Consider the following 21767-nt stretch of genomic DNA (forward strand, 5'->3'; position numbering starts at 1 on the left):
CCTGCTATTTGTTGCAAACCGATAAACGGCTCTGTTCTCTTTCTTCAATTGCGGAACGCTTGAGGTCGGGCATTAAATTATGCCCATTCAGATACTCCTTGTAGCCTTCGTCCAGCGCCAGAGTCAATAGTCCGCTGCCGACACAAGTTTCCATATGATCTTCGTCGCTGAAAAGACTCCAGTCTTGCATAAAACCCTGCCGGGGCGAATTCAGATCGATAAACGGAATGTCATACTGTTCTGCCAAGCGCCGCAGATCTGTGGTATGCCCATCAAGGCCATATTGAAGTTGATAGCTGTACAAGTCGGAGCGTACGGGGGGTTGAAATAGAATGACGTCGATATTGTTTTTCCTTCCCCACAATGCAAACAGATCAAACAGACCGTCCCAAGGGGCGCTGTTGCTAATTTCTCGGAGACGTTGAACCTTCACGTTTTCGTTCGTGATTTCCTTGGTCTGATCTGCTTTAGCTCTTAGGGGGGGCGAAAGATTCTTTCTTTCCCCATTGGGGTTTAAACCCGCCAACAGTGGATCGCTTAGAACCGGAATTGAATTCTTTTCATTTGTAAATAAGCTTGAAAACCTGATGTTGCTGCGTTGTGCCAGTAACTCCGAGTGCAAGAATTTATTTCCGCCTTCGGGGAGATTATTTAATGACTCAAAGACCGGAACACATCCCGGAACATTTGCCGATCGATCGCAGAGCGGACTGAGACTCCGCAGCAACGGAATGTATTTTCGATGGTCGTCCTCGACGATCAACCTACCCGGTCGCCTCAGGAGCATGGATGTTTCAACGTAAACACGCTTCAAATGGGGAAATTGGAGTCTGAGGATCTCCGCTTGAAGTAATAACCCGTAGGTAATTTCATTGTAAGTATTTCCTGCCCCTACGACCGCTCCTTTCAAACCGAAATGCTCAGGGCGGATGACCTTGCTTCTGGAAGTGCCGACGTACCCAGTAGTAACCGTCTCTGGCGCTGTGGTCTGGCTAAAGAGTGCCACGTTGTGCACTAACATCTGGTTACCGATCTCACGTCCGGCAATATCCATCTTGGGCAATTCATCCATGAGTTCGGCGACGCTCATATCAGTGCTTGGTTCGGATAGAGCGCTGTGTTTACGGGCAGCAAACTCTGCGCCGAGGAAAAGCGCAAGTATCGTCATTCCCGACAAAGCATATAGCTGGATCGATCGTAAGCCGGTGGCTTTGAGAGTCTTAGAATTGGAAGTATATGAAGTCATTGCCGTCGACATAGTATATGAACGTGAATATTGTCAGGGCCGCGAAAATGAAAGCTGGCTTCCAGAGGGCGAGGCCTGATATGTCAAAGTTATAAGTAGTCTTGTGCACTATCCACTGGATAGGCAGGTACAGAAGCAGTAACTCGAAAAACAGAGGTGCAAGCTTTGTACTGCTCCATTGGTCGCTAGGCGTTATGATTTTTTCAATCATTAAGATGGCGTCGCTGAAGCTGGCTGCACGGAAGTAGATCCATGCGACAAAAACCACCGTCATGGTCAGTGCCCATGCCAAGGGCGGCCAGCGCAGTATGACTTTAAATGTATGGGGTATATTGGCAGTGTCAAACCAGCGATTTATCGCCAAAGCACCTCCGTGAATGCCTCCCCAAATAATAAAATTCCAGCTTGCGCCATGCCATAATCCACCTAACAGCATAGTCAGCGCCAGATTGCGCTGGATTTTCCATCCGGCATTGGTCCGGGAGCCGCCGAGTGCAATGTACAGATAGTCGCGCAGCCAGTTACTCAGCGTGATATGCCAGCGTCGCCAGAAATCTTTAATTGACAGTGCTGCATAGGGTTGGTTGAAGTTATAGGGGAGGATATAACCAAATAATAACGCGGCCCCCAGGGCCATCAAGGAATAACCCCAGAAATCGCAAAGTATCTGAATGCCAAAGCCGACGCAGGCCATTAGGTTGTCGAATCCAGAATAGTCGGCAGGTGACTTGAATATGACATTCACAAAAGGGGCGAGGCCATCGGCCACGCCAGACTTCAAGGCGAGCCCGGCAATAAACATATAGAGGCCGTTGTAGAATCTGGCGCTGTCGGGCTTCTGCAAGATATGGATTTGAGGCATGAATTGCCCGGCCCTACAGATTGGACCTGCAATAAGATGTGGAAAAAACAGTACAAAAATCGCAAAAACGACGGGGTTCTTCTCGTGTTTTATCTTGCCTTGATAAACGTCAACTTGATATGAGATTAATTCAAAGACGTAGAAGGAAATGCCAAGCGGCAAGATGATCGACAAAGAGCTGGACTGGAAATCGGGATTGCCCAGTTTGACAATGGTTTCGATATTTTCCAAAAAGAAGTTCATGTACTTGAAGTAGGCGAGCAGGCCGAGGTTCATGACGCAACCAAGTATTAGCCAGAAGCGTCGTCTGTCATGCTCTATTTTTTGGCCTAATAGCCAGTTTAACCCGATCATGGCAAACAGCATTAAACCAAACGCCTGACTCCAGCTCATATAGAAATATGCGCTGGCGGCTAACACTATCCACTGCCTGCCTCGTACGGAAGGACATAGCCAATATCCAATCAAGCTGACTGTGAGAAGTATTCCATACTCGATAGAGTTAAATAACATACTTTAATATCGCTCCTCGAATTTCCGTGGCTGTCGCGGATGTTGGGCTCCAGGCCTGTAGCTAATAGCTTTTTTTGAGGGGCGAGGATACATTGTTTTTATTGATTGAAGCATCGTTTTGCACTCCTCAGAACTTCAAGTACCTGAAGCTCCAAACGTTCAACGGAATATTCTTCTCTTAGGCGTTTCTGAGCCAATGTGACATGCCGGAAGCGTTTTTCCCTGTCCTTAATTAAATTTTCTAATGCCTCCACCCATTCGTCAGTAGTGGCGGCCAGAATGCCGCAATCATCATTGCAGCAGGCATCATAAACCGTATTCGCACTCGCAACGACGGCTGAGCCTACCGAAGTGTATTCTACCCACTTGGTATTGGCTTTTACTGTATTAAAATCAGTTTGTGCTAAAGGACAAATACCAATGTCCCATTGTAGAGATGAAAATTTTTTAAGAAACTTTTCATAGTTGTCAACAGGCGAGATCACGCTGACCCTGCTCCCAAACTCTTCAAGCTGTGTCGGTTTTGGTATGGAGCCAAATAGTTCAAATTTGACTTTGGGGTTTCTCTTCAGGACTTGAATCAGCGCAGGTACTACGGTATTCAAGTCATGGGCGTGGTCGAATCCCATATAACCAATTTTTGTAGCCGGTCGGTTGTTTGCCAACGTCAAAATTTGGCCCGAACAATAGATTTTTCCGACTTTAATGTTGGAATTGGAACCGTATGATACTAGTCGCTGTTTAAGTCCCTCGGTAGAGCAATAGACAAGATCGACATTATTTAAAAGGTGTCTTACCGATTTAAGTCTTAGTGGGTGGTTATGATAAAGATGCTTTAGGTGGCCGATTTCTGGCGGGACGTTTAACAGGTCGTCATCTATGTGGAATACAGTAGCCACTCCGAGCTTTTTAGCGAGCATGGTCATATATTCTGAGTGGGGTCCGCTATACCGACAGAAAACCATGATGGTGGGATTAAATTTAGAAATTTGCTTTTGTATCCACTTCTCTACTTTTACCTCGCGATAGCGCTTGCCGAACTGTTCTCGCATCTGTTGCTCGCTTAACAGGCGGACGGCCAATTCGCCCCGATTGATCGCATTGGCCAATGGTTTGAAGAAGCTGAGCTGCAGTGTAGGAATAAATGAATTGGAGATAAAAAGTACGCGCGTAGGGCTGCTGTTGGTTCCGCTCGCTTTAGTTAGGAAATTTAAGCCCAGGGTTCGAGCCAATAAAATTCTTATGGCCGCTTTAAAAAAGATCATGAAGCTATGCATTTTGGATTCTGGCTTTTGTGCGGCAGAGCACTTGCTCATATTCTTTTATAGCTTTATTGCGAATTCGCTTGTGGTCATAGACGCTCTTATGAGGCACATAGCCCGAAAGTTTGTCTGCGGCTGCGTTCTTCTTGTTGAAGAGTGGGCGCAAAAAGCGTGGGATAACGTGGCCATAACGTATTTCGCTGATGAGTGAAGGACGGAAATGACCTTGGATAATCTCATCCTTTATCGTCTGCAGATCAAGCACCCCGGCGGCGATCATCCTGCGGACCTCATCGAACCACAAATAGCCATTTGAGTTGCGCGTCGATACCCAGGGCTGAGTGCCCATGTCGGTATAGTGGATCAGGCAGGTGTTCGGATCATAGTGTTCGAGGCTGTTCCATTCGAACGGTACGCTGTAGCCCACTTCGCTTTCGGGAAGAATGCACAGCTCCGACATCAATTGCTCATAGTTGTACTGGCCGTCATCCAGACCTTGCACGATTTTTTCCACGTCCCAGTCAAGACTTTCACAGTCCAGCAGCATGACTGCGCACTGCTTTTTCCTGACCTTTGGCGCGTTTTCCTTGGCCATGGTGACGTCGGTAAATTTTACTTCTTCCTGAATCAGAATCTTCGCGCCGTTGAAAGGCAGGTTCCACAGGCTGCGGATATCTTGGAATACCAGCATGTCGGCATCCATATAGATAGCCTTGCCTTTATATCCGGCCAGCTTTGGAATGCAATAGCGACTGAAAGAAAATCCTGTGCGCTGGCCGTTACGTGGATCCTTTGGGACGGGCACTGGCAGATCGAGCATCGGGATGACTTCAACTTTCGCCGTGGTATGCCGCTTGATTGAGTACTCCAAGACGGGAACCGCGAGCAATTGGGAGCGATCGGCGCCGACGTAAACCCGGATGACTTCATCGTTTTCCATGGCAATTCCTTTTATAGCGTCGCTGTCTTGAATTCGCTTTTTGCCCAGTCGGCCAGTTGTTGAACGCCTGACTGGATGCTCACTTGAGGTGACCATTTAAGCTGGCCTTTGGCCGCAGAAACGTCAGCACAGGCATACCGAATGTCACCGATGCGGAATTGACCTGTGACGCTATAGGCATTGTCCGGCAAACCGAGGGCGCGCATCAGCATACGTGCCATATCGAGGATTGTAACGGCTTCCCCACTACCAATATCCAGAATTGAACCGTGTGTTACAGGATTGATACTGGCGCACACCAACGCAGCAACTACGTCGTCGACGAATACGAAGTCCCGGGCGATATCACCATCTTCAAAAATGGCCAACTGCCCACCGGCCAGAAGTTGACGAGCGAAGATGGAAAGCACACCGGTGTAGGGGTTACGCAGAGATTGACCGGGGCCGTAGACGTTCTGGAAGCGCAGGATGGTGGCCTCCCATTCCGCACCTTCGCCAGCCTGGCATAGCAGGTACTCCTGCATCAGCTTGGTTGACGCATAGACCGAAGCCGGCGCGGGCGGCAAGCCTGCATGACTGGCTGATGGTGTGGCCGGTAAACGGGCATTTTTTGGCAGAGGAACACTGAAGTCACCTTCAGCCATATTTTGCGGTTGACGCGGCAGACCGACAAACTCGACCCCGTCCGCATCGCGATAGCCACCCTCGCCATAGACGGCCCGGGAAGCGGCCAGAACCACCCGGCGGGTAGTATCGACGCGGCGAAGCGCTTCAATCAGATGGGTAGTACCCAGCACGTTGACAGCACAGTAACGGGTCGGCTCATCGTAGGACTGACCTGTTCCTGTCTCTGCTGCCAGGTGGTACACCAGTTCCGGCTGCGACTTTTCAACGACCGCGTTGAGCGCTTCTGCATCGGCGACATCACCCAGTACGAAGTGCACGCCTTCGGGGAAAACGGGCGATGCGGGATTGTCACCGTGTACTTGCGGATGCAGGTTGTCGAACACCCAGATCTGTTGATCGGGATCCTGGCGCAGAAGAGCCTTGACCAGTCTGCTTCCAATGAAGCCGGCCCCGCCGGTGATGAGTACGCGCTTGGTCATATGCTTGCTTTCCGGGAAATATTCTGATGGGTCAAAAGGTCATCCACAATGCGCTCTGCCGCATCGCCCGCGAGAATCATGCGTTCAACATACTGAGCGGAGGCTGTTATCCGTTCCGAGAGAGCCGAGGCATCCAGCGTGGCGAGGACAAAGTGACTCCAGTCTTCGGCGTGGCGAATTTGATGGAGTGGGAAATAGTTGTCGAGTTCCAGAGTGTGAGCAACGATTGCAGTGGGCAAGCTACGTCGAGCTGCATCCAGTGCAACGGTGGAAGGTGTAGTGATGACCGCTTTCATGCGTCCGAGCAGGCTGCCGGCGGTGTAGGCTTCCCAGGCTGGGTCCTTCGGATCTGCAATGACAATATTGGCCGCTGCTGGTTTGTCACCCTTGAATCGTGACGTCAGCCATAGGCCGGCGTGGTGCGGTTTCACCAGAAAGGTAATCGCCGGGAACCGGGCTGCCAGATCGGTCACGCCATCAAGGAAGAACTGACGGTATTCGTCGCAATAGCGATGCCAATGCAGGTTTTCGAACACGCCTATGACAACAGCTTCCTCATTCAGCAGGTTACTCAAATTGGCTGCCGGTTCGATCGCCGGTTTGGGGCAACCTGCGCTTACACATTTGGCGCGGGTTTCCGGGCGGATATTCGGGTGCAAGGTGTCGTCGCTACCCCACAGGTAGATACGATCTGCGGCGAACATGATTTTTTCGATGAAGTGGACTTCATCGCTGTAGGTCAGCCCCACATTCTCCAGGCCGTGTTGCATGGTTGCAGTAAACAGGCCTGCGCGTTTTGCCTTTTGTGTCAGCGCGTGGGTGAAGCGGTGTGGCCCCAGGTTTGTTTCCGCGACGCTGAGCAGAACCTTTGCATTTGCCGGGAAGGGAGGTTGCGCCGCCCCTTCGCCTTCGGCAATCGCTACCAGGGGGATATCGTGGGCGTGAGTGCTTGCGGCAACGCGAGGCGACTTTTTCAACAGTGAGATGCTGCACCAGGCGGCTACGCCAATCCCTCGTGCTTTTGCGGCGAGCATGACTGGCAGCGCAAGGTCCAGGTCCTGGATCAGGTGCAGGGCGACGATGAGTTCCGGATCGGCAGGTGTTTGCTGTTCGCCTTGAGTAAGAACCGCCGCCTTGATCGCGTCGCTCCACGCAGTGCCAATGACCTCGGGGCTGAAATGTTTCTCGATGAGCTCCAGCCCCTTTGCCACATCCGCTTTGGCGTGGGGGATGCTCGAAAGATAGCGCCGCAGCCCCTGCAGGAAGTCGTCGACCACGATGCTACCGGCGAGGGGGGCCAGGGCGGGCGTGGCAGTCGCGACAACCGGTACGCCACGGGTCAGCGCATGAACGGTACGGTTTGCCGATTTGCACAGGCTGAAGGCATCGCGCATGTTCGGAACAACCACCACCCGCGCCTCGGCGAGGCACTGTTCGACAACGGCACTTGACCATTCCAGATAGCGCGAAGGGATGGCCATGGGTTTTATGTACTTTTCATATTTGCTGCGGTTGTTGCTGACCACAACCAACTCAGCCTGAAATTCGATCGCAGCCTGCTCCAGCGCGCCACGGATCTCAAGAAGGTCCAGCATTCCGAAGCGCGCATGGGGCGCCCCGTGGTTGCCATACCAGAGAATGCTTAATTTGTTGGCACCGCCCGTGGCGTCGTCGCTGACGGTCGGGTTCGATCTGGGCGCTGCAGGTCTTGATAACTTGCGCACACATTGGTTGGCAGCCGAGCGCAAGATGCCATGGGCCTTACGGCCTTGATGCATCCAGAAACGCCAGCTCAACCAATTTCTGAATCGTGTGAGCTGAGCCTTGAGCAATCCTTTGAACGAGACCGTGCGCAGGGCGCTGATACGACTTCGGACTTTATTAGCTTGTTGCGATAACGAGTTAGCGAGAAGCGTTGACGCCTGTTCCTGAGTTCGCGCCAGGCGCCGTGCACACGCGGAGGCATCGGCCTCCACGCCGTCAGGAATAACATAAACAGGTACGGTGTAGCTTATCTGCTCTCTTATGATCGCCGCCAGCGGCTCAGTAGTGGCGACAATGGCACTTGCATGTTTGGCAATCGCCATGAACATGTCCGACGCTCGAGTCTTGCTGTTCTTGCCATACGCTTCGATGAATATGTTATCGCAGAGGTCAAGGATGACCGTCACCCCCTTGGCGCGGGCCTCCTGGGCGAGGAGAAAGCTCTCGACGGTAAAGTTTTTGACGATGACCAGGACGTCAAGGTCATCAAGATCAATTTTGGTTGTATGGGTAAACAACGTGCAGTGGTATTGTTTTTCTTCCAATGCCAACAGCGGCAGAACGGCTCTGTAGCGGACGCTGGCAATGTCGGCGGACAATGATGCGACGCACCAGCCGATTCTAGGCAGAGCGTTATTTGTGCCTGTATTTTTTTTCGTACTATCCATGGACTCTCTGTCTTTCCTCTGTCTTCTTTTGCCCGTACCGCTGTACGCTCAAAAGGCACTGTTTACCCCAGTGTCGCAATAGTCTGAAGACTGGCCGCCTGTCCTTTCCTGATAGCGTGACCGTTAAGTAACTTGATGCTTGGTGTTCATAGAAAAATCGCCCATGGACCTGTGTATAAATTTGTTTTTAATATGCACTCAAAACTCATGAATGCAGTTCGAAGATTGCAACTGTTGAGGTAGCGATACGGTGGTGGCGCAAGGCTATGACTGCGCTGCGTAACTGAACATTCGAGAGGAAGTCCGGCCAGTAGGTATGGTTACCATAGTTTTTCGTTTGCGGATTGTAACATGAGCTTACGGTGTGAAAGCGTGAGATCCTGCTGAATCACGCGTCATCTGATAGAGGATGACATCGGGCATGACTCCGACTGGCGCAGGCGGCATAAAGAGAGTCAGGGGGGGGGCCCCCCTGGCCTCTGCATTTCCAGACCTTTATCCGAGGGGCTTTTTCAAGTCCACCAGTACCGAACCAGATGAAAGAAGATCGGTGCGGCGAAGCACACCGAATCCAAGCGGTCGAGCATGCCGCCGTGACCTTCGATCATATGTCCCCAATCCTTGACGCCTCGGTCGCGCTTGATCGCCGACATGACGATGCCGCCGGCAAACCCCAGCAGGTTGATCAGCAAGGCAATGAGGAACGACTGCCAGGGGTTGAACGGGGTGATCCACCACAACGCACCGCCAATCAGCGAGGCCAGGAAAATGCCACCGACAAAGCCCTCGACGGTTTTCGACGGTGACAGGTTCGGTGCGATCTTGTGCTTGCCGAACAACTTGCCGCACACGTACTGCAACACATCCGACAGTTGCACCACGATTACCAGATAGGCGATCAAGAGCAGGTTGCGCCCTTCGAAACCGGCAATGTCCAAGGTCAGCAACGCCGGAACAAAGGAGATGCAGAACACCGCGATCATCAAGCCCCACTGGACTTTGGAGGCGCGTTCCAAGAAGTGCGTGCTGTCGCCGCCAAGGGACGCGAGGATCGGCAGCAGCAGGAACACGTACACCGGAATGAAGATCGAAAACAGCCCGTACCAGTCGTAATAGATCAGCAGGTATTGCAGCGGCAACGCCAGGTAGAACGCCGCTACCAGCGCCGGATAATCGCTGCGCCGGGTGGGCGTCAGCGTCAGAAATTCCCGCAGCGCGTAGAACGACACAGCGTAGAACAACAGGATCACCGCCGCGTTGCCCAGCCAGAACGCGATGCCGATCACCAGCACCATGATCCACCAGGCATTGATCCGCGCATTGAGGTTCTCGATGACCGAGTTCGGTGCGCCTTTGGTCCGCAGCTTGAGTATGAAACCGACCAGCGAAGCCAGCAGCAGAATCGCGCCGATCCCGCCAAACAACATCAGGGTATATCGATCCATGTCAGACGTGCTCCGGGGCCAGCGCCAGCAGTGCGGCGCGGCTGCGTTCAAGGAATTGCTCTTTGCTTTCGCCTTCTTCGATGCACAGCGGCGCGCCGAAACTGGTGGTGCACAGCAGCGGCAAGGGCAATACGCGGCCCTTGGGCATGACGCGGTTGAGGTTGGCGATCCACACCGGGATCACCTCGACCCCGGGGTGGCTTTTCATCAGGTGGTAGATCCCGCTCTTGAACGGCAGCAGGCCTTCATCCGGGTTACGTGTGCCCTCGGGGAAGATGATCAGCGAGTCGCCGTTCTCCAGCGCATCGAGCATTGGCTGCAATGGGCTGTAGGAAGGGTCCTTGCGCTCGCGATCCACCAGCACGCCGTTGAACACCCGGTTGATGATGTAGCGGCGCATCGGGCTGGTTTGCCAATAGTCGGCGCCAGCGACGGGCCGAGTCAGCTTGCGCAGCGCCGGCGGTAGCGAGGCCCAGAGCAGCACGAAGTCGCCGTGGCTGCTGTGGTTGGCGAAATAGATCCGCTGCACCGGCGTGGGCGCGCAGCCGAGCCACAGGCTGCGAGCACCGGTGACCATCCGCGCGGCGGAGGTGATGAGGTTGGCGACCACGGGTTCGAACATGAGGATTCCTTGTCCTGAAAGCTTTGGTTTTATGCGACTTCTATAGCTGACAAACCCTCGCCACAAAAGCCATTCACCTGCTGTTTTTAAACACCCAGACCCGAGTAGACCAGCCAGGGGCTCGCCAATACGAAGCTCACCGTCAGCACCGCTTGCGTAGCCACCAGCAAGGCTTGGCGGCGAAGCAGGCGCATGGAACCGTGGCTGCGCTCGGGCCATGACCGCCCGCCACGCTCGACCGGTTGCAGGCCGAGGTTGGCGAGGGCGGCGTCCAGCGCCTGGGTACGTTCGGTCAGCGGCTTGTCGGCATCCGCGACGATCTGAAACAGATCGGCATCGAACGCCACGCGAAACGCCAGATATTTTTCCTGCAAGCCGAGGACGAACACGCCGAAGCTCAGCAACAGCAGCCATGGGTCGACGCTGCCCACCAGCCATTGGCCCAGGCCGATCAGCGCCGCCAGCAAGGTCAGGCCGGTGGAGAGCTGGTCCAGCGAATGACCGCGTCGCAGCAGGCTCGCCACGGTGTGCAGTTCCATGTCACTGCTCATGGCGACTCCCCGAACCAGTGGTCATTTGCTCCAGCGCCTGGCGATGGACCGGGTGCAATACGACACCCGGGCGCGCACGGCGGATCCGGGCGATGGCCGCCTCGACACTGTCGGCCCGACCGCTGTGCAGCAACCACGCCGCCACGACGGTGGCGCTACGCGAATAACCCAAGGCGCAGCAGACCAGTACCGGCCCGTGCTGGCGCAGGTGTTCGATGGTCTGCGCGGCGCTCAGGCATTGTTCGGCGGTCGGTGCGCTGAGGTCGAGAACCGGCAAGGTGCGATAGGCGATGGCTGAGCTGTCCATGGACAGTTCCGCGCACAGGTCGAGCACGGCGTTGAACGGGGTGTTCCGCAGTTCTGCCGACGTAGGAATCCGCCCGAGCCATACGTCATCCGCCACCTGATCCGGCTGCGGATGTTTGCGCGTCCACACGCGGGAATTGATCCACGCCGCCGCCAGATAGGGCGCCAGCAACCAGCGCACCGCCGGGCTCAGCCGGCCATCTTCACGCTTCTGGAACCCGCTGGCGCCGAACGCCAGGTAATTCAACGCCACCATGAGCACCGCGACCGCCGGCCAGATCAGCCAGAGCCACGCGCCGCCGAAGGCGAACGCCAACGTGAAGAGCACTGCGGCGCCGAGGCCATAACGCAAGGCCAGGCGCAGGCGCGCCGGGTCGCGCGTCAGGCGTGCACTTCGCAGTGGGCTCGGTCGGTCCAGCGGCCACAGCCAGACGCACAACCAACCGGCCAACGCACCGGTGGGGACGTCGACAAAATGGTGTTGGTAAGTGGTCAATACCGACACGCCAATCAAGGCGAACCAGCCGTGCATCAACCAGCGCCAGAAGCCTTGCAGGTGACGTTGATAGCAGACCCAGAGCACCACCAGCAGCGCGATGTGCAGGGACGGCGCCTGGTTGAACGGCTTGTCGAAGCCGGCCAGCACGTCGAACATCCAGCCGAACACCCCGTCCATTTCCGGCCGCGCAAAGGTGAACGTCAGCGGCCAGAGCAGGAAGCAACTGACGGCAATCACCTGGGCCGTGAGCAGGCGCAGGGCGTGGCGCTTGAGTTCGTCGCGGCTGTTGGGGAGCAGCAGGGACAGGCCGTACAACAAGTCGATCGACCAGTACGGCACGATGGTCCAGGCCAGGAACGGCATGTGGCTTTCCCAAGCGAACACCAGCGTGCCGACGTCGTCGCGCTGGGACGTGACCCAGGTGGCGAAGCCGTAGGTGCTGAAGAACAGCGGCGCCAGCAACAGCAGCCAGAGCACCGCCGGTTTCAGCAGCGCGGGCTCGCGGACCGGAACAATGACCGCGCTCATTACTGGACTCGCTGAGCCAGCGAAACGCTGAAGATGCCCCACTCATCGACCCGCAGGGTGATCTTGCGGAAACCCGCCGCCTCAACCAATTGGTCCATTTCCGCTTGCGTGCGCCGACGCATCACCCAGGCTTGGCCGGCACGGTGGCTGGTCAGGGCGCGGGCGATCAATTCCAGCTGCGGGTGCCACGGCTGACCGGTGTAGACCAGGAAACCACCGGGTTCGACCGCTTCGGCCAGGCCGGCCAGAGAGCCAGCGACCATCTGGTTATCGGCGAACAACTCATACAGGCCCGACACCACGGCGAGGGTCGGCTTGGGTTCCAGGGCGGCGAGATCCTGACGGTCGAAGGCATCGCCTTTGACGAATCGAGCGATATCGCCCAAACCTTTTTCAACGATCAGCGCACTGCCGTCGCGCACGTTGATGTCGCTGTAGTCGCGCAGCAGGATCGACTCCGGCAACGGGCTGACGCCTTGCAGCGCCTCGAGAATGTAACGGCCGTGTCCGGCGGCGATGTCGACGATGCGCACTTCGCGGTCCTGCTCGCGCAATTTGCCCATCGCCAGGCGCAGCAACTCTTCGACGTGCAACTTGCGTTGGCGAATGCCACGCCAGCCGATGGAGTTCAGGTAGTTCTGGTCGATCATCTTGCCCAGCGCCGACGTGCCGGTGGGGCGGTTGCGATAGACGTAATCCAGGGTACTGCCGGAGTCGAACCCGGTGTCGAAGCCCAGCTTCACCCCGGCGGACAACTTGCTGCCAAACCGCATGCTGGCGCGGGTCATGCGCCAGTAAAGGTCGCGCAACGAGTTGTGGGGCAGCGGTGTGGCCAGGGTTTCGGCTTCGGCGCAGGTCACGCCCAGGCGATCGGCGTCCAGCAGGGAGGGGCGGTCCAGCGGTCGGGCAAAGTTTTGCAGGATAAAACGTCGGGCACTGGCAATCGCCGGCGCACGGTTTTTCTCGCCGAGGGTGTCGTGGAAGAAACCCGGCAGGATGTGTTTTTCCTTGTGCAGGCTGCCCAGTCGCTCGAAGAACTGCTCCTGGGGTTTGCGATGCACCACGAAATCGGAACCGGAGATCAACAGCTGCGTCGGCACCTGGATTGCCTGCGCGTCGGCGACAACCCGGTCGGCCGCTTCGTACAGGCCCAGTAGCACATTCACCGAAATGGCCTTGGTGATCAGCGGATCGCTGTCGTAGGACGCCACCCGCTCCGGGTCATGACTGAGGAACTTCGCCTTGACGTAGCTGTTGACGAAGAAGTTGCCACGAAACTTGCGCATCAGCGCCAGGCCCGGACGGGCAAACGGCACGTAGAGCTTGACCTTGAAGGCCGGCGACGCCAGCACCAGCGAACGGATGCGTGGTGCGTAATCGTGGACCCAGGTGGATGCGATCACCGCACCGACGCTTTGCGCCACCACGGCGATGTTCTGTTCGTCGATCTGGTGCGTCGCGCCGATGTGGTCACAAAAGGTCTGCACATCACGCGCGCTGGTGGCAAAACTCGGACTGTCGCCGCGTTCGCCAGGCGACTGGCCGTGGCCGCGTGCGTCCCAGGCGAAGAACTCGAACCCGGGCAGATCCAGCTCATCCACCAGATGCGCGATGCGCCCGGAGTGTTCATGGCCGCGGTGAAACAACAACACAGCCTGACGGGGTTCACCCGTCGCGGCCTCGACAGCCGGCCAGTGCCGGTAGAACAACTCCACGCCATCGTGGGTGGTGAACGTCAGTTCCTGGGCTTCGCGCATTGCAACTTCCTTATGCTGAGGGAGCGTTTTCCGACACCTGGCGCAGGCCATGACGGACCCGATTGACCAAGGTATAAACCAGCAGGGCGGCAACCACCGCCATCACACCATCAACCCACAGCGCCCCGAGCCAACCCAGGGCAATACCGGTCGCGAGCACGCCAAACACGAAGGCGCGATCACTCTTGCCCATCGGCCCGTCATAACGCCGCGAAGCCCCGACCATCGCCCCCAGCACGCCGGCGTATTCGCTGAACAACGCCAACAGCGTGACCAACAACACGAGCAACAGGCTGGTATCGGCAAACAGGGCAAAAGGCAGGATCAAGGCAGCGTCGGCGATGATATCGCATAGCTCATTGAGGTACGCGCCCAGATTCGATTGCTGGCCAAACTCCCGCGCCAGCATGCCATCCACCGCGTTCAAGGCCATGCGCAGGAACATCCACACAGGCACCAGGATAAAAACCCACGGATGACTGGCGAACCACGCGATCACCGCCCCCACCAACACCGACACAGCACCCGCCAGGAGCGTGACCTGGTTGGCGGTGACACCCTTGTTGTAAAGACGTTGGACGGTGGGGCGAAGCAAATTCTGGAAGGCGGGTTTGAGTTGATAAATGGAAGGCATTTGAAATGGGATCTCGGCCGGACTCGGGGCTGTGCTTGTGCAGATGCGAGATTACGATAGGTTGAGGCCTTACAGGTGGGTATTTACTGGGAATGCGCGCGGGTAGGCATCTGCGCGGGTGTTTGCGCTGGAAAACCGACTACAAAAGGACTGTTGAAATGCTGCGAGTGGATTGGCTCATTAACCACATGGATAAGTGCAACCTGATGGCCGAGTGGCTTCATCTGGAGTTCAGCTATGAATTTGCGCAGCAATCGCTCGCCAGTTGGCAGGAAGAGTTTGCAGCGGGGCAACACGATGGCCGCTGGAAATGCCTGATCGCCCTGGAGCACGACCAGTTGTTGGGCGGCGCCTCGCTGGCGGGTGACGATCTGCCTGATCGCCCCGACCTCGGCCCTTGGCTTGCCTGCGTATTCACCAGCCCGAATGCCCGTCGCAGAGGGCTCGCGGAGCTGTTGATCGACGGCATCTGTAGCCATGCGAAAGAGGCAGGCTTTACCACCTTGTTCCTGCACACCCACAGCCAACGGGATTATTACGCCAGGCTGGGCTGGGAAGTGCTGGAGCGCTTCGAGGCTTGGGGCAAGGAGCAATGGCTCATGGCCCGGTGTTTATGATCTCTATAAGCGCTAGCCCCCAGCACGCAACGGCCCGCCGACCGGGACGTACTCGACCGGGGCATCCCCGGACAGCGTTTCGATGGGGTCTTCGGTGTAGCCGAAGCCTTCCTCTTTCAGATTGATCGAATGCACGCTGTGCTCACGGGCGGAGTTGTCGGTGAGCTTGGTGAACAGGCGGTGATCGGCGGGCAAGGTGAAGCGATCGCCGGGGTGGAGTTGGGCGAAGGTCAGGGTGGGGTGGTTCATGACGGGGCGCTCCGAGTGATACGTGGTCTCTATGGGGATTGAGGGGCGCGTTGGGATTGGGTTCCGTTTTTGCACAGCACAACGCGATAACCGGCCCGAAACACGGCCCCGGCCTTTAGGCGATCCCTTGTGGGAGCGAGCTTGCTCGCGATGGCGGTGTATGAGCCAAGCCCATCCAATTGACCTGACACCATCGGCAATAAGCTCATGTGTCATAAATCCGCAGCCTTAACATCTTGCCGGCAACGCCTTGCGCCTCTACCTGCAACCAGACGAATAACAATTTTGCAGCGTGTCTGTTTTGTAATGATTACAAGAAACTAACGTTGATCCTATCTACCTTGATTTTCACAAAACACCCTGCCACCTCTGGATAGTCAAAATGAATGTCTTCATCCGAAAAAACGGTGAAGGTCCTAAAGGTCCCTACTTCTAATGCTCCATACAAATAGTAGCCGAAACCATCCCCGTTTTTCTCAAGCAATGCATTGGTTTCAGGCGCTAATTCAATTTGAATGGGGTCGGAATAGTCAATTGTCAGTTCCGCCAAGTACGTCTCGCCCACGGCTACGATGTATGCGCAATAGTTGACAAAGCACTCCACAGTGACTCCGCAGGTATGCAGGGTCACGCAATCTTCCACCATGTCATCCATCGCAAGGATTTTTACTTTGGTTTCTTTATTCATAAGGTTTTATTGTCTTGCCTTTTGGGGCGAATGGGGTGGATTTATTAAAAATAAATCCGTCCCCTTTTCCCACTGCTACGCGGGCGTTGGATTACTACCTGAAGCCCAAGCCTAAGGGAGAACCGTCTGACAAGACTGACTCCATTTTTCGGATTGATCCCGACGTTAATTCTGGGTGTTTGCTTGCGAATCTGAGTGAGAACTTGGCTTCGGCTAATGCAATGATCAGCGATTTGGCGTTTGATCTGGATGGATCAAGGCGACATATTGCGCTGGGGATTTTGCAGGTGATTGAAGTGAGTGAATTGTTGGCGAATCGGGCGTTGGATATTGTTGAGGTGAGGTAGAAGAAGGCGTCACGCGTAAAAGGTCTTCTTAGCAAGATCTTTTACGCGGCTTCAATTCCACGATTGAGGTTTCACGATGAACGCGGGAAATTTTATAGGACCTTGTCACGCTATCGCAGCGTGAACGCTGAGTTATCATATGTCTAACATAGGTGTCACAAATCTTTGCCTACAGATAGCATCCAGCGCTTGTGATAATCAAACTGAGTTTCAATATCGGCGACTAGATCCTTGTCCTCGTAATCAAAAATCTGGACTATGTTCTCCCTGCCTGCGGCTTTGCCCCAGGAAACCTCGTAAGCCACTAATCCGCTGGCCATTTGCGAGCACATACGCGAAGGGTATACGTTGATTTTTGAACCCTTGCATAGGAATTTAACGTTGGGGAAATATTGTCTTACCTTGCCAAGGCACATGTAGAAGTCAAGGTCTGTGAATGTTTTCTCTGGCTCGCCCGGGATTTTTACTGTCAGGGCTATATTTTTTCTGGCGCATTCAAAAATTGCGTGATTGATCTTTCCGTTAATCTCAATAGTTATTTTTTTGATGATCATTTTATGGGTTGCCTAGCGGAAGTGCGCATTAGGAAACTGTCCTGGCTACTCTGCGTCCATAATTTTTCTATACTTTTCGAAAACGACCTCGGCGTATTTTTCGCCCGAGATAAGGTTTTCGTAAAATGATTCATCAGTCGCCCATTCTGAAAAAACCAATTGAGTCTGATTCTTGCTATTGCTAACTTCTTTTGAATTAAGCTGCCAGTGGTTTGAGAGACGTTTGTCAATGATCTCGAAAAAATCTGCAGCAACGGGGATTGGGTATTCATCGTAATCGTCGGGGCATAGATATAGCCACGGGCAATTATCCCAAAATTCAATGCCGTAGACGACATACTCTTTTCCTATTTCCAAATCCAGTTCGCCATCCGGGAAAGATATGTAGCGTTTTAGGCGTGTGAGTGTTTCTGGTGAGAGCTTGTCGCTGTTTAAATTATTCACTATGCATCTAACTTTCATTTCTTGATATCTCCGGGTGGTACTGATGGGTCATTGCCCCAAGGCTTTATGTCGTCATTGCTATGCTTTTTGAATTTAAAATCCATTAGTTCGTCTGTGCTCGGGTCCCGAACGTAATGCACTACGGAATCATTTCTGTTATTGGATTTTGTCTTTAGTTCCCATTTCTCCATTCCTTTGAATTTTGGATCGTCAAGCTCTTCTATGATTCTTCTTCCGCGATGTTCTTTTGCGGCCTGTAATGTCATCTGATCCTGAATACTTCTAGGATCTCGACTCCATTTGTCTGGTTTTGGTGGTGCCGGAGGTGGTGGCTCTCCCTCATCCACCCCGACCTTCGCCGCCGGATCCTGCTCGCCAACCGCCGGCTTCTTACATCCATCTCCCGGGCAACCTTCCAACCCCAACGGATCCACCCACCCCGTCGGGTTCAGGGTGTACCGATACCCATTGAGCCCACCCGCCAGCTTGCTCGGATCCGCCGTCAGGTACCGCCCCGTGTCCGGATTGTAGTAGCGATGCCGGTTGTAATGCAGGCCGCTTTCCAAGTCGTGGTACTGGCCTTGGAAACGCAGCGGTTGGGTCAGTTGTTTGCCGGTGCCGTGGGCGAGTTTGCTGAGTTTGCCGTAGCCGGTGTAACGCGCCGCCCAGACGATTTCGCCCTGGTGGCTGGTCAGTTCCTGCGGGGTGCCGAGGTGGTCGTTGTGGTAGTAGAACGGCGTGGCGTTTTTTGGACCTTGGCCTTGGAGCAGGGCGAGGGGACGGAAGGTGCCGGGCTCGTAGACGTAGCTTTGGTAATGATGGTCGCTGCTTTCGGCGATGAGCTGGTCGCCTTGCCAGATGAATTCGGTGGTCTGGCCGTCCACGGTCTTTTCGATGCGTCGGCCGAAGGCGTCGTAGCGGTAGGACGTTTCGTTACCGTCCGGGGTGGTGAGGCCGATCAGGCGGTGCTGGCTGTCGTAGCGGTATTCGGTGACCAGGCACTGGGCTTTGCCGCAGCGCTCGCGGATCAGGTTGCCGTAGGCGTCGTAGTCGTAGTGGCGGTCGCCCTCCATCAGCAGGCGGTTGCCCTTGAGGGTGGTCGGGCCGGGGCGGTCGTGCAGCAGCAGGTTGCCGGCCGGGTCGTGGGAAAAGTGCTCGGGGGGCTGGCTGTGGGCGTAGTCGAAGGTTCGCGACGGCATGTCGCGTTGGGGATCTTGCAGTTGATTGAACTGAGTGAATTGTTGGCGAATCGGGCATTGGATGTTGTTGAGATGAGGTAGGGCGGGGCTAAAGATCTCAGACAATAAAAAGCCGGCTTATGGCCGGCTTCTCGTTGACTGATTCAGCTCGTTTTTGACAAACCTTACCAGCCTTCAAAACGTACATCCGGCTCTTGCGGCCGGCTGTGGGACTTGGTCAGAAAGTGATCTGCCTTGTCGGTGCGAGGCTTGGGCTCGCAAATGTGGGGCGCAGGATACGCGGGTTTGCTTCGGAATCCCAGTGGTAATTGGTGTGGAATCATTGGGTTAGCGGGGGAGTCTGGTAGAAAGCAGGGGGCTGCTTTGCAGCCCAGCGGGGATAAATCCCCTCACCACAAAGACTGTGGCCACAGCCCCTGCTCTTGGGTGGATCAGTCGAACACCTGCGGTCGTTTTTTCGAGAGGGTGGACCACCAGAAGACCCAGCCGATCACGCGGATGTTCTGGGCTTCGATCTGTTCGGCGCTGAAGACTTCGTCGGGGTAGGCGGCGCTGTTCTGGCTGCGCAGGCGTAGTCGGTTGCCGGGGATGCGGTGCAGGTATTTGATACGGAGCATGCCGTCGTGTTCGAGGGCGTAGATCTGGCCGTCGACGACTTGGGTCAGGCCGCGGTCGATGGCGACGGTGGAGCCGTCTTCGATGCGTTCGGCCATGCTGTCGCCGACCATGGTGATACAGATGACGTCGTTGGGGTTGATGTCGAGTGAGTCGAGGTGGCTGCGGGGCAGGCGGATGGATTGGTCGGGATCTTCGATGATGTGGGTTGTGGTTTCGCCGGGGGCGATGGGCGCTTCCTTGTGGAAGGGCAGTTCAATGTCGAGGGTTTCCGGCACGCTGTAGATGCCCTGGGTTTCTGCGGCGTCGTAGGTAATGCCTGGGCCGAGTCCCAACGGGGTTTGCGGGCCTTTACCGCTGGCGAGCCATTCCGGGCTGACGGTCAGCATGCGGGCAATGTTGTGGATGCGCCCCGGCGGGATGCCGCGGTTGAACCAGTTGTTTACGTGCTGCGACTTCACGCCGTAAAGCCTGGCGAAGTCGACAGATCGGATGTTGGCTTCTTTGAGAAGGGCTCTGAAGCGATCGCCGCTGGATATGATTTTCATAAACGGAAAGTTTAGGGCCGACTGTGTTTTCAGCAATAAACATGTCGTTCCGATTTATAAGATGATCTTTCCGTTTGCCTGAATGGAACTAGGCAAGTTAAACATAAATAAACAATTGCGCGGCCATGTTAATACTTTCACGTATTAAGCGGCATTAAGGCATAAAAAAACCCCGGTGCATACCGGGGTTCTTTTACTTGCAGTTTCAGCCCTTGTAGGCGGCAACCGACTTGGTGATCGCTTCGCGGGCGGCGTCGGCGCCGGCCCAGCCTTCGATCTTGACCCACTTGCCTTTTTCGAGGTCTTTGTAGTTCTCGAAGAAGTGTTCGATCTGCTGGATCAGCAGGGCGGGCAGGTCGGTGTATTCCTTCACGTCGACATACAGTTGCGACAGTTTGTCGTGTGGTACTGCGATGACTTTGGCATCGCCGCCGCCGTCGTCGGTCATGTTCAGGATGCCGACAGGACGGGCGCGGATGACCGAGCCTGGGGCAACCGGGTAAGGGGTCACGACCAGCACGTCGAGGGGGTCGCCGTCGTCGGCCAGGGTGTTGGGGATGTAACCGTAGTTGGCCGGGTAGAACATCGGGGTGGCCATGAAACGGTCAACGAACAGGCAGTCGCTGTCTTTGTCGATTTCGTATTTGATCGGGGCGTGGTTGGCCGGGATTTCGATCGCGACGTAGATGTCGTTCGGCAGGTCTTTGCCAGCCGGAATCTTGCTGTAGCTCATTGGGCGGTGCCCCCGTTAGTTGACCAGATGACTGGTCGGATTGACCAAAAAGTGGCGGCGATTATAGGCATATTCGGCCGCTGATGCCACGCTACCAGGGTCTTAGGCTTTGTACGAAAAGTGCCTGCGCGACGATCATGCTGCGTTGAAAACAGGCTCGGAATGCTCATTGACAACCAGTCAACTCCGCTTCCTCGCCTGTTTTCGCCTTGCCTGATCGCCGCTCGGCGACTTTTCGTACAAACCCTAGAGACCTTGGTATGACGCCTGATAGACCGGATCTTCGGCCTGAAGTTGCCGCAGCCGGGCCAACGGGTCCTGGCGGTAGAACGCCTTGAGCTGTTCGTAGACCTTTGGGTAGGCCTGATGCAGCAGGTCCGGGGCGCTGAAGAAGTATTCGCTGGTGACGGCGAAGAACTCCGCCGGGTTTTCCGCCGCGTAGGGATCGATGGCGGTTTCTGCGTCGGGGTTCAGGTCCAGTTGGCGGTTGAGGTCGTCGAAGGCCTCTTGCATGGCTTGCGCCCAGTCGCTGACGCGCATGTCGGCGTGCAGCGGCGGCAGGCCGTTGGCGTCGCCGTTGAGCATGTCGAGTTTGTGCGCCAGTTCGTGGATCACCAGGTTGTAGCCTTCCCAGCCGCCGCTCGCCATCACGCCATCCCAGGCCAGGATGATCGGGCCTTGGGGCCAGGCTTCGCCGCTGTGTTCGCCGTCCCATTCGTGCTCGATGCCGCTGGCGTCGCGGTAGCGCTGGGGACTGAGGAAGTCGTCTGGGTAGAGGACGATTTCATGAAAGCCCTGGTACCAGTTCAACTCGCCCAGGTGCATCAGCGGCAATTGCGCCTGGGCGGCAAGCAACAGGCGTTGTTCCTGGTGCAGTTCGACGCCGGGCAGGGCGGTGAGGTGTTTGTCGTGCAGGAACAGCACGCTGGCGTCACGCAGCCATCGATCTTCTTCGGCACTGATACCGTCGAGAAAGCTCAGTTGATGACGCACCCGCTGCCAGGTTTCGTCGGCAACGGGGTGTTTGGCCAGGGTGCGGCGGCGACGCCAGGTGCTGAGAGACCACATGG

At 55.6% G+C, this 21767-nt stretch carries 21 protein-coding genes and 2 pseudogenes; 3 read left to right on the plus strand and 20 right to left on the minus strand.

What is annotated here, in order from left to right; all coding sequences use genetic code 11:
- Positions 1–4: 4 nt before the first annotated feature.
- The 12 genes from PSH78_RS03520 to PSH78_RS03575 all read right to left on the minus strand — a co-directional run bounded on the left by PSH78_RS03520 (position 5) and on the right by PSH78_RS03575 (position 14703).
- Positions 5–1246 carry a hypothetical protein gene (locus PSH78_RS03520; protein ID WP_305498521.1) on the minus strand — a complete coding sequence of 414 codons (1242 nt, stop codon included), beginning with the start codon at positions 1244–1246 and terminating at the stop codon, positions 5–7.
- Positions 1221–2528 (minus strand): MBOAT family protein, encoded by a 1308-nt coding sequence (locus PSH78_RS03525; RefSeq protein ID WP_305498522.1) that lies wholly within the window; start codon positions 2526–2528, stop codon positions 1221–1223. The genes PSH78_RS03520 and PSH78_RS03525 overlap by 26 nt, the downstream gene beginning before the upstream one ends.
- A gap of 191 nt (positions 2529–2719) precedes the next feature.
- Positions 2720–3886, minus strand: a complete 1167-nt coding sequence (locus tag PSH78_RS03530) for a glycosyltransferase (RefSeq protein ID WP_305498524.1) — start codon at positions 3884–3886, stop codon at positions 2720–2722.
- A gap of 4 nt (positions 3887–3890) precedes the next feature.
- Positions 3891–4823 (minus strand): glycosyltransferase, encoded by a 933-nt coding sequence (locus PSH78_RS03535; RefSeq protein WP_305498526.1) that lies wholly within the window; start codon positions 4821–4823, stop codon positions 3891–3893.
- An 11-nt stretch (positions 4824–4834) separates the two neighbouring features.
- Positions 4835–5929 carry an NAD(P)-dependent oxidoreductase gene (locus PSH78_RS03540; protein WP_305498527.1) on the minus strand — a complete coding sequence of 365 codons (1095 nt, stop codon included), beginning with the start codon at positions 5927–5929 and terminating at the stop codon, positions 4835–4837.
- Positions 5926–8361 (minus strand): hypothetical protein, encoded by a 2436-nt coding sequence (locus PSH78_RS03545; RefSeq protein WP_305498529.1) that lies wholly within the window; start codon positions 8359–8361, stop codon positions 5926–5928. The genes PSH78_RS03540 and PSH78_RS03545 overlap by 4 nt, the downstream gene beginning before the upstream one ends.
- 512 nt (positions 8362–8873) lie before the next feature.
- The gene (locus PSH78_RS03550) at positions 8874–9806 is read right to left on the minus strand and encodes a phosphatidate cytidylyltransferase (RefSeq protein ID WP_135847378.1); all 933 of its coding nucleotides are present in this window, start codon (positions 9804–9806) and stop codon (positions 8874–8876) included.
- Position 9807: 1 nt separating this feature from the next.
- Positions 9808–10428: a 1-acyl-sn-glycerol-3-phosphate acyltransferase gene (locus PSH78_RS03555; RefSeq protein WP_305498533.1), complete on the minus strand. Its 621-nt coding sequence runs from the start codon at positions 10426–10428 to the stop codon at positions 9808–9810.
- An 86-nt stretch (positions 10429–10514) separates the two neighbouring features.
- Positions 10515–10979, minus strand: a complete 465-nt coding sequence (locus PSH78_RS03560; protein ID WP_305498535.1) for a hypothetical protein — start codon at positions 10977–10979, stop codon at positions 10515–10517.
- Entirely contained in the window at positions 10969–12312 is a 1344-nt protein-coding gene (locus PSH78_RS03565; protein ID WP_305498536.1) for a phosphatase PAP2/dual specificity phosphatase family protein, read from the minus strand. Before PSH78_RS03565 ends, PSH78_RS03560 begins: the two co-directional genes overlap by 11 nt.
- A complete protein-coding gene (locus PSH78_RS03570) occupies positions 12312–14069 on the minus strand; it encodes a bifunctional alpha/beta hydrolase/class I SAM-dependent methyltransferase (protein ID WP_305498537.1) in 1758 nt (585 codons plus the stop codon). Before PSH78_RS03570 ends, PSH78_RS03565 begins: the two co-directional genes overlap by 1 nt.
- Positions 14070–14079: 10 nt before the next feature.
- Complete coding sequence (locus PSH78_RS03575; protein WP_305498538.1) at positions 14080–14703, minus strand: CDP-alcohol phosphatidyltransferase family protein; 624 nt, start codon at positions 14701–14703, stop codon at positions 14080–14082.
- 158 nt (positions 14704–14861) lie between these two features.
- Between PSH78_RS03575 and PSH78_RS03580 the strand changes: the two genes are divergently transcribed.
- The gene (locus tag PSH78_RS03580; RefSeq protein ID WP_305498539.1) at positions 14862–15320 is read left to right on the plus strand and encodes a GNAT family N-acetyltransferase; all 459 of its coding nucleotides are present in this window, start codon (positions 14862–14864) and stop codon (positions 15318–15320) included.
- A 12-nt stretch (positions 15321–15332) separates the two neighbouring features.
- Here PSH78_RS03580 and PSH78_RS03585 read toward each other — a convergent pair whose 3' ends face one another.
- Both PSH78_RS03585 and PSH78_RS03590 read right to left on the minus strand, forming a co-directional pair.
- Positions 15333–15569: a hypothetical protein gene (locus PSH78_RS03585; protein ID WP_305498540.1), complete on the minus strand. Its 237-nt coding sequence runs from the start codon at positions 15567–15569 to the stop codon at positions 15333–15335.
- Between the two features lie 310 nt (positions 15570–15879).
- Positions 15880–16257 carry a hypothetical protein gene (locus tag PSH78_RS03590; protein WP_305498542.1) on the minus strand — a complete coding sequence of 126 codons (378 nt, stop codon included), beginning with the start codon at positions 16255–16257 and terminating at the stop codon, positions 15880–15882.
- Positions 16258–16292: 35 nt separating this feature from the next.
- On the opposite strand from PSH78_RS03590, the gene PSH78_RS03595 reads away from it, so the two are divergent.
- A complete protein-coding gene (locus tag PSH78_RS03595) occupies positions 16293–16604 on the plus strand; it encodes a DUF6124 family protein (protein WP_305498544.1) in 312 nt (103 codons plus the stop codon).
- Between the two features lie 155 nt (positions 16605–16759).
- Here the strand turns inward: PSH78_RS03595 and PSH78_RS03600 are convergent, their stop codons facing one another.
- The 3 genes and pseudogenes from PSH78_RS03600 to PSH78_RS03610 all read right to left on the minus strand — a co-directional run.
- A complete protein-coding gene (locus tag PSH78_RS03600; RefSeq protein WP_305498546.1) occupies positions 16760–17158 on the minus strand; it encodes a hypothetical protein in 399 nt (132 codons plus the stop codon).
- A gap of 45 nt (positions 17159–17203) precedes the next feature.
- Complete coding sequence (locus PSH78_RS03605; protein ID WP_305498548.1) at positions 17204–17602, minus strand: hypothetical protein; 399 nt, start codon at positions 17600–17602, stop codon at positions 17204–17206.
- A gap of 299 nt (positions 17603–17901) precedes the next feature.
- Positions 17902–18783 (minus strand): annotated as a pseudogene (locus PSH78_RS03610) (RHS repeat-associated core domain-containing protein); the annotation flags it as partial.
- On the opposite strand from PSH78_RS03610, the pseudogene PSH78_RS26565 reads away from it, so the two are divergent.
- A pseudogene (locus PSH78_RS26565) lies at positions 18781–18882 on the plus strand (DUF6124 family protein); the annotation flags it as partial. The pseudogenes PSH78_RS03610 and PSH78_RS26565 sit on opposite strands and share 3 nt — an antisense overlap.
- Positions 18883–19232: 350 nt before the next feature.
- On the opposite strand, the gene PSH78_RS03615 reads toward PSH78_RS26565, so the two are convergent.
- From PSH78_RS03615 to PSH78_RS03625, 3 genes are all read right to left on the minus strand, one after another.
- Positions 19233–19964 (minus strand): helix-turn-helix transcriptional regulator, encoded by a 732-nt coding sequence (locus PSH78_RS03615; protein WP_305498549.1) that lies wholly within the window; start codon positions 19962–19964, stop codon positions 19233–19235.
- Positions 19965–20169: 205 nt separating this feature from the next.
- Positions 20170–20697, minus strand: a complete 528-nt coding sequence (gene ppa, locus PSH78_RS03620) for an inorganic diphosphatase (RefSeq protein WP_024780093.1) — start codon at positions 20695–20697, stop codon at positions 20170–20172.
- Positions 20698–20943: 246 nt separating this feature from the next.
- Positions 20944–21765, minus strand: a complete 822-nt coding sequence (locus tag PSH78_RS03625; RefSeq protein ID WP_305498552.1) for a zinc-dependent peptidase — start codon at positions 21763–21765, stop codon at positions 20944–20946.
- Between the last annotated feature and the right edge of the window lie 2 nt (positions 21766–21767).

The sequence above is a fragment of the Pseudomonas sp. FP198 genome, from assembly GCF_030687895.1.
Taxonomy (GTDB): domain Bacteria; phylum Pseudomonadota; class Gammaproteobacteria; order Pseudomonadales; family Pseudomonadaceae; genus Aquipseudomonas.

Bases quoted from the DNA above. Each gene is read 5' to 3' on its own strand.
- PSH78_RS03580 (WP_305498539.1), top strand. From the start codon at position 14,862: ATGCTGCGAGTGGATTGGCTCATTAACCACATGGATAAGTGCAACCTG.
- PSH78_RS03565 (WP_305498536.1), bottom strand. From the start codon at position 12,312: ATGAGCGCGGTCATTGTTCCGGTCCGCGAGCCCGCGCTGCTGAAACCG.
- PSH78_RS03550 (WP_135847378.1), bottom strand. From the start codon at position 9,806: ATGGATCGATATACCCTGATGTTGTTTGGCGGGATCGGCGCGATTCTG.
- PSH78_RS03615 (WP_305498549.1), bottom strand. From the start codon at position 19,964: ATGAAAATCATATCCAGCGGCGATCGCTTCAGAGCCCTTCTCAAAGAA.
- PSH78_RS03625 (WP_305498552.1), bottom strand. From the start codon at position 21,765: ATGTGGTCTCTCAGCACCTGGCGTCGCCGCCGCACCCTGGCCAAACAC.
- PSH78_RS03575 (WP_305498538.1), bottom strand. From the start codon at position 14,703: ATGCCTTCCATTTATCAACTCAAACCCGCCTTCCAGAATTTGCTTCGC.
- PSH78_RS03570 (WP_305498537.1), bottom strand. From the start codon at position 14,069: ATGCGCGAAGCCCAGGAACTGACGTTCACCACCCACGATGGCGTGGAG.
- PSH78_RS03590 (WP_305498542.1), bottom strand. From the start codon at position 16,257: ATGAATAAAGAAACCAAAGTAAAAATCCTTGCGATGGATGACATGGTG.
- PSH78_RS03520 (WP_305498521.1), bottom strand. From the start codon at position 1,246: ATGACTTCATATACTTCCAATTCTAAGACTCTCAAAGCCACCGGCTTA.
- ppa (WP_024780093.1), bottom strand. From the start codon at position 20,697: ATGAGCTACAGCAAGATTCCGGCTGGCAAAGACCTGCCGAACGACATC.
- PSH78_RS03600 (WP_305498546.1), bottom strand. From the start codon at position 17,158: ATGATCATCAAAAAAATAACTATTGAGATTAACGGAAAGATCAATCAC.
- PSH78_RS03560 (WP_305498535.1), bottom strand. From the start codon at position 10,979: ATGAGCAGTGACATGGAACTGCACACCGTGGCGAGCCTGCTGCGACGC.
- PSH78_RS03585 (WP_305498540.1), bottom strand. From the start codon at position 15,569: ATGAACCACCCCACCCTGACCTTCGCCCAACTCCACCCCGGCGATCGC.
- PSH78_RS03535 (WP_305498526.1), bottom strand. From the start codon at position 4,823: ATGGAAAACGATGAAGTCATCCGGGTTTACGTCGGCGCCGATCGCTCC.
- PSH78_RS03555 (WP_305498533.1), bottom strand. From the start codon at position 10,428: ATGTTCGAACCCGTGGTCGCCAACCTCATCACCTCCGCCGCGCGGATG.
- PSH78_RS03540 (WP_305498527.1), bottom strand. From the start codon at position 5,929: ATGACCAAGCGCGTACTCATCACCGGCGGGGCCGGCTTCATTGGAAGC.
- PSH78_RS03530 (WP_305498524.1), bottom strand. From the start codon at position 3,886: ATGATCTTTTTTAAAGCGGCCATAAGAATTTTATTGGCTCGAACCCTG.
- PSH78_RS03545 (WP_305498529.1), bottom strand. From the start codon at position 8,361: ATGGATAGTACGAAAAAAAATACAGGCACAAATAACGCTCTGCCTAGA.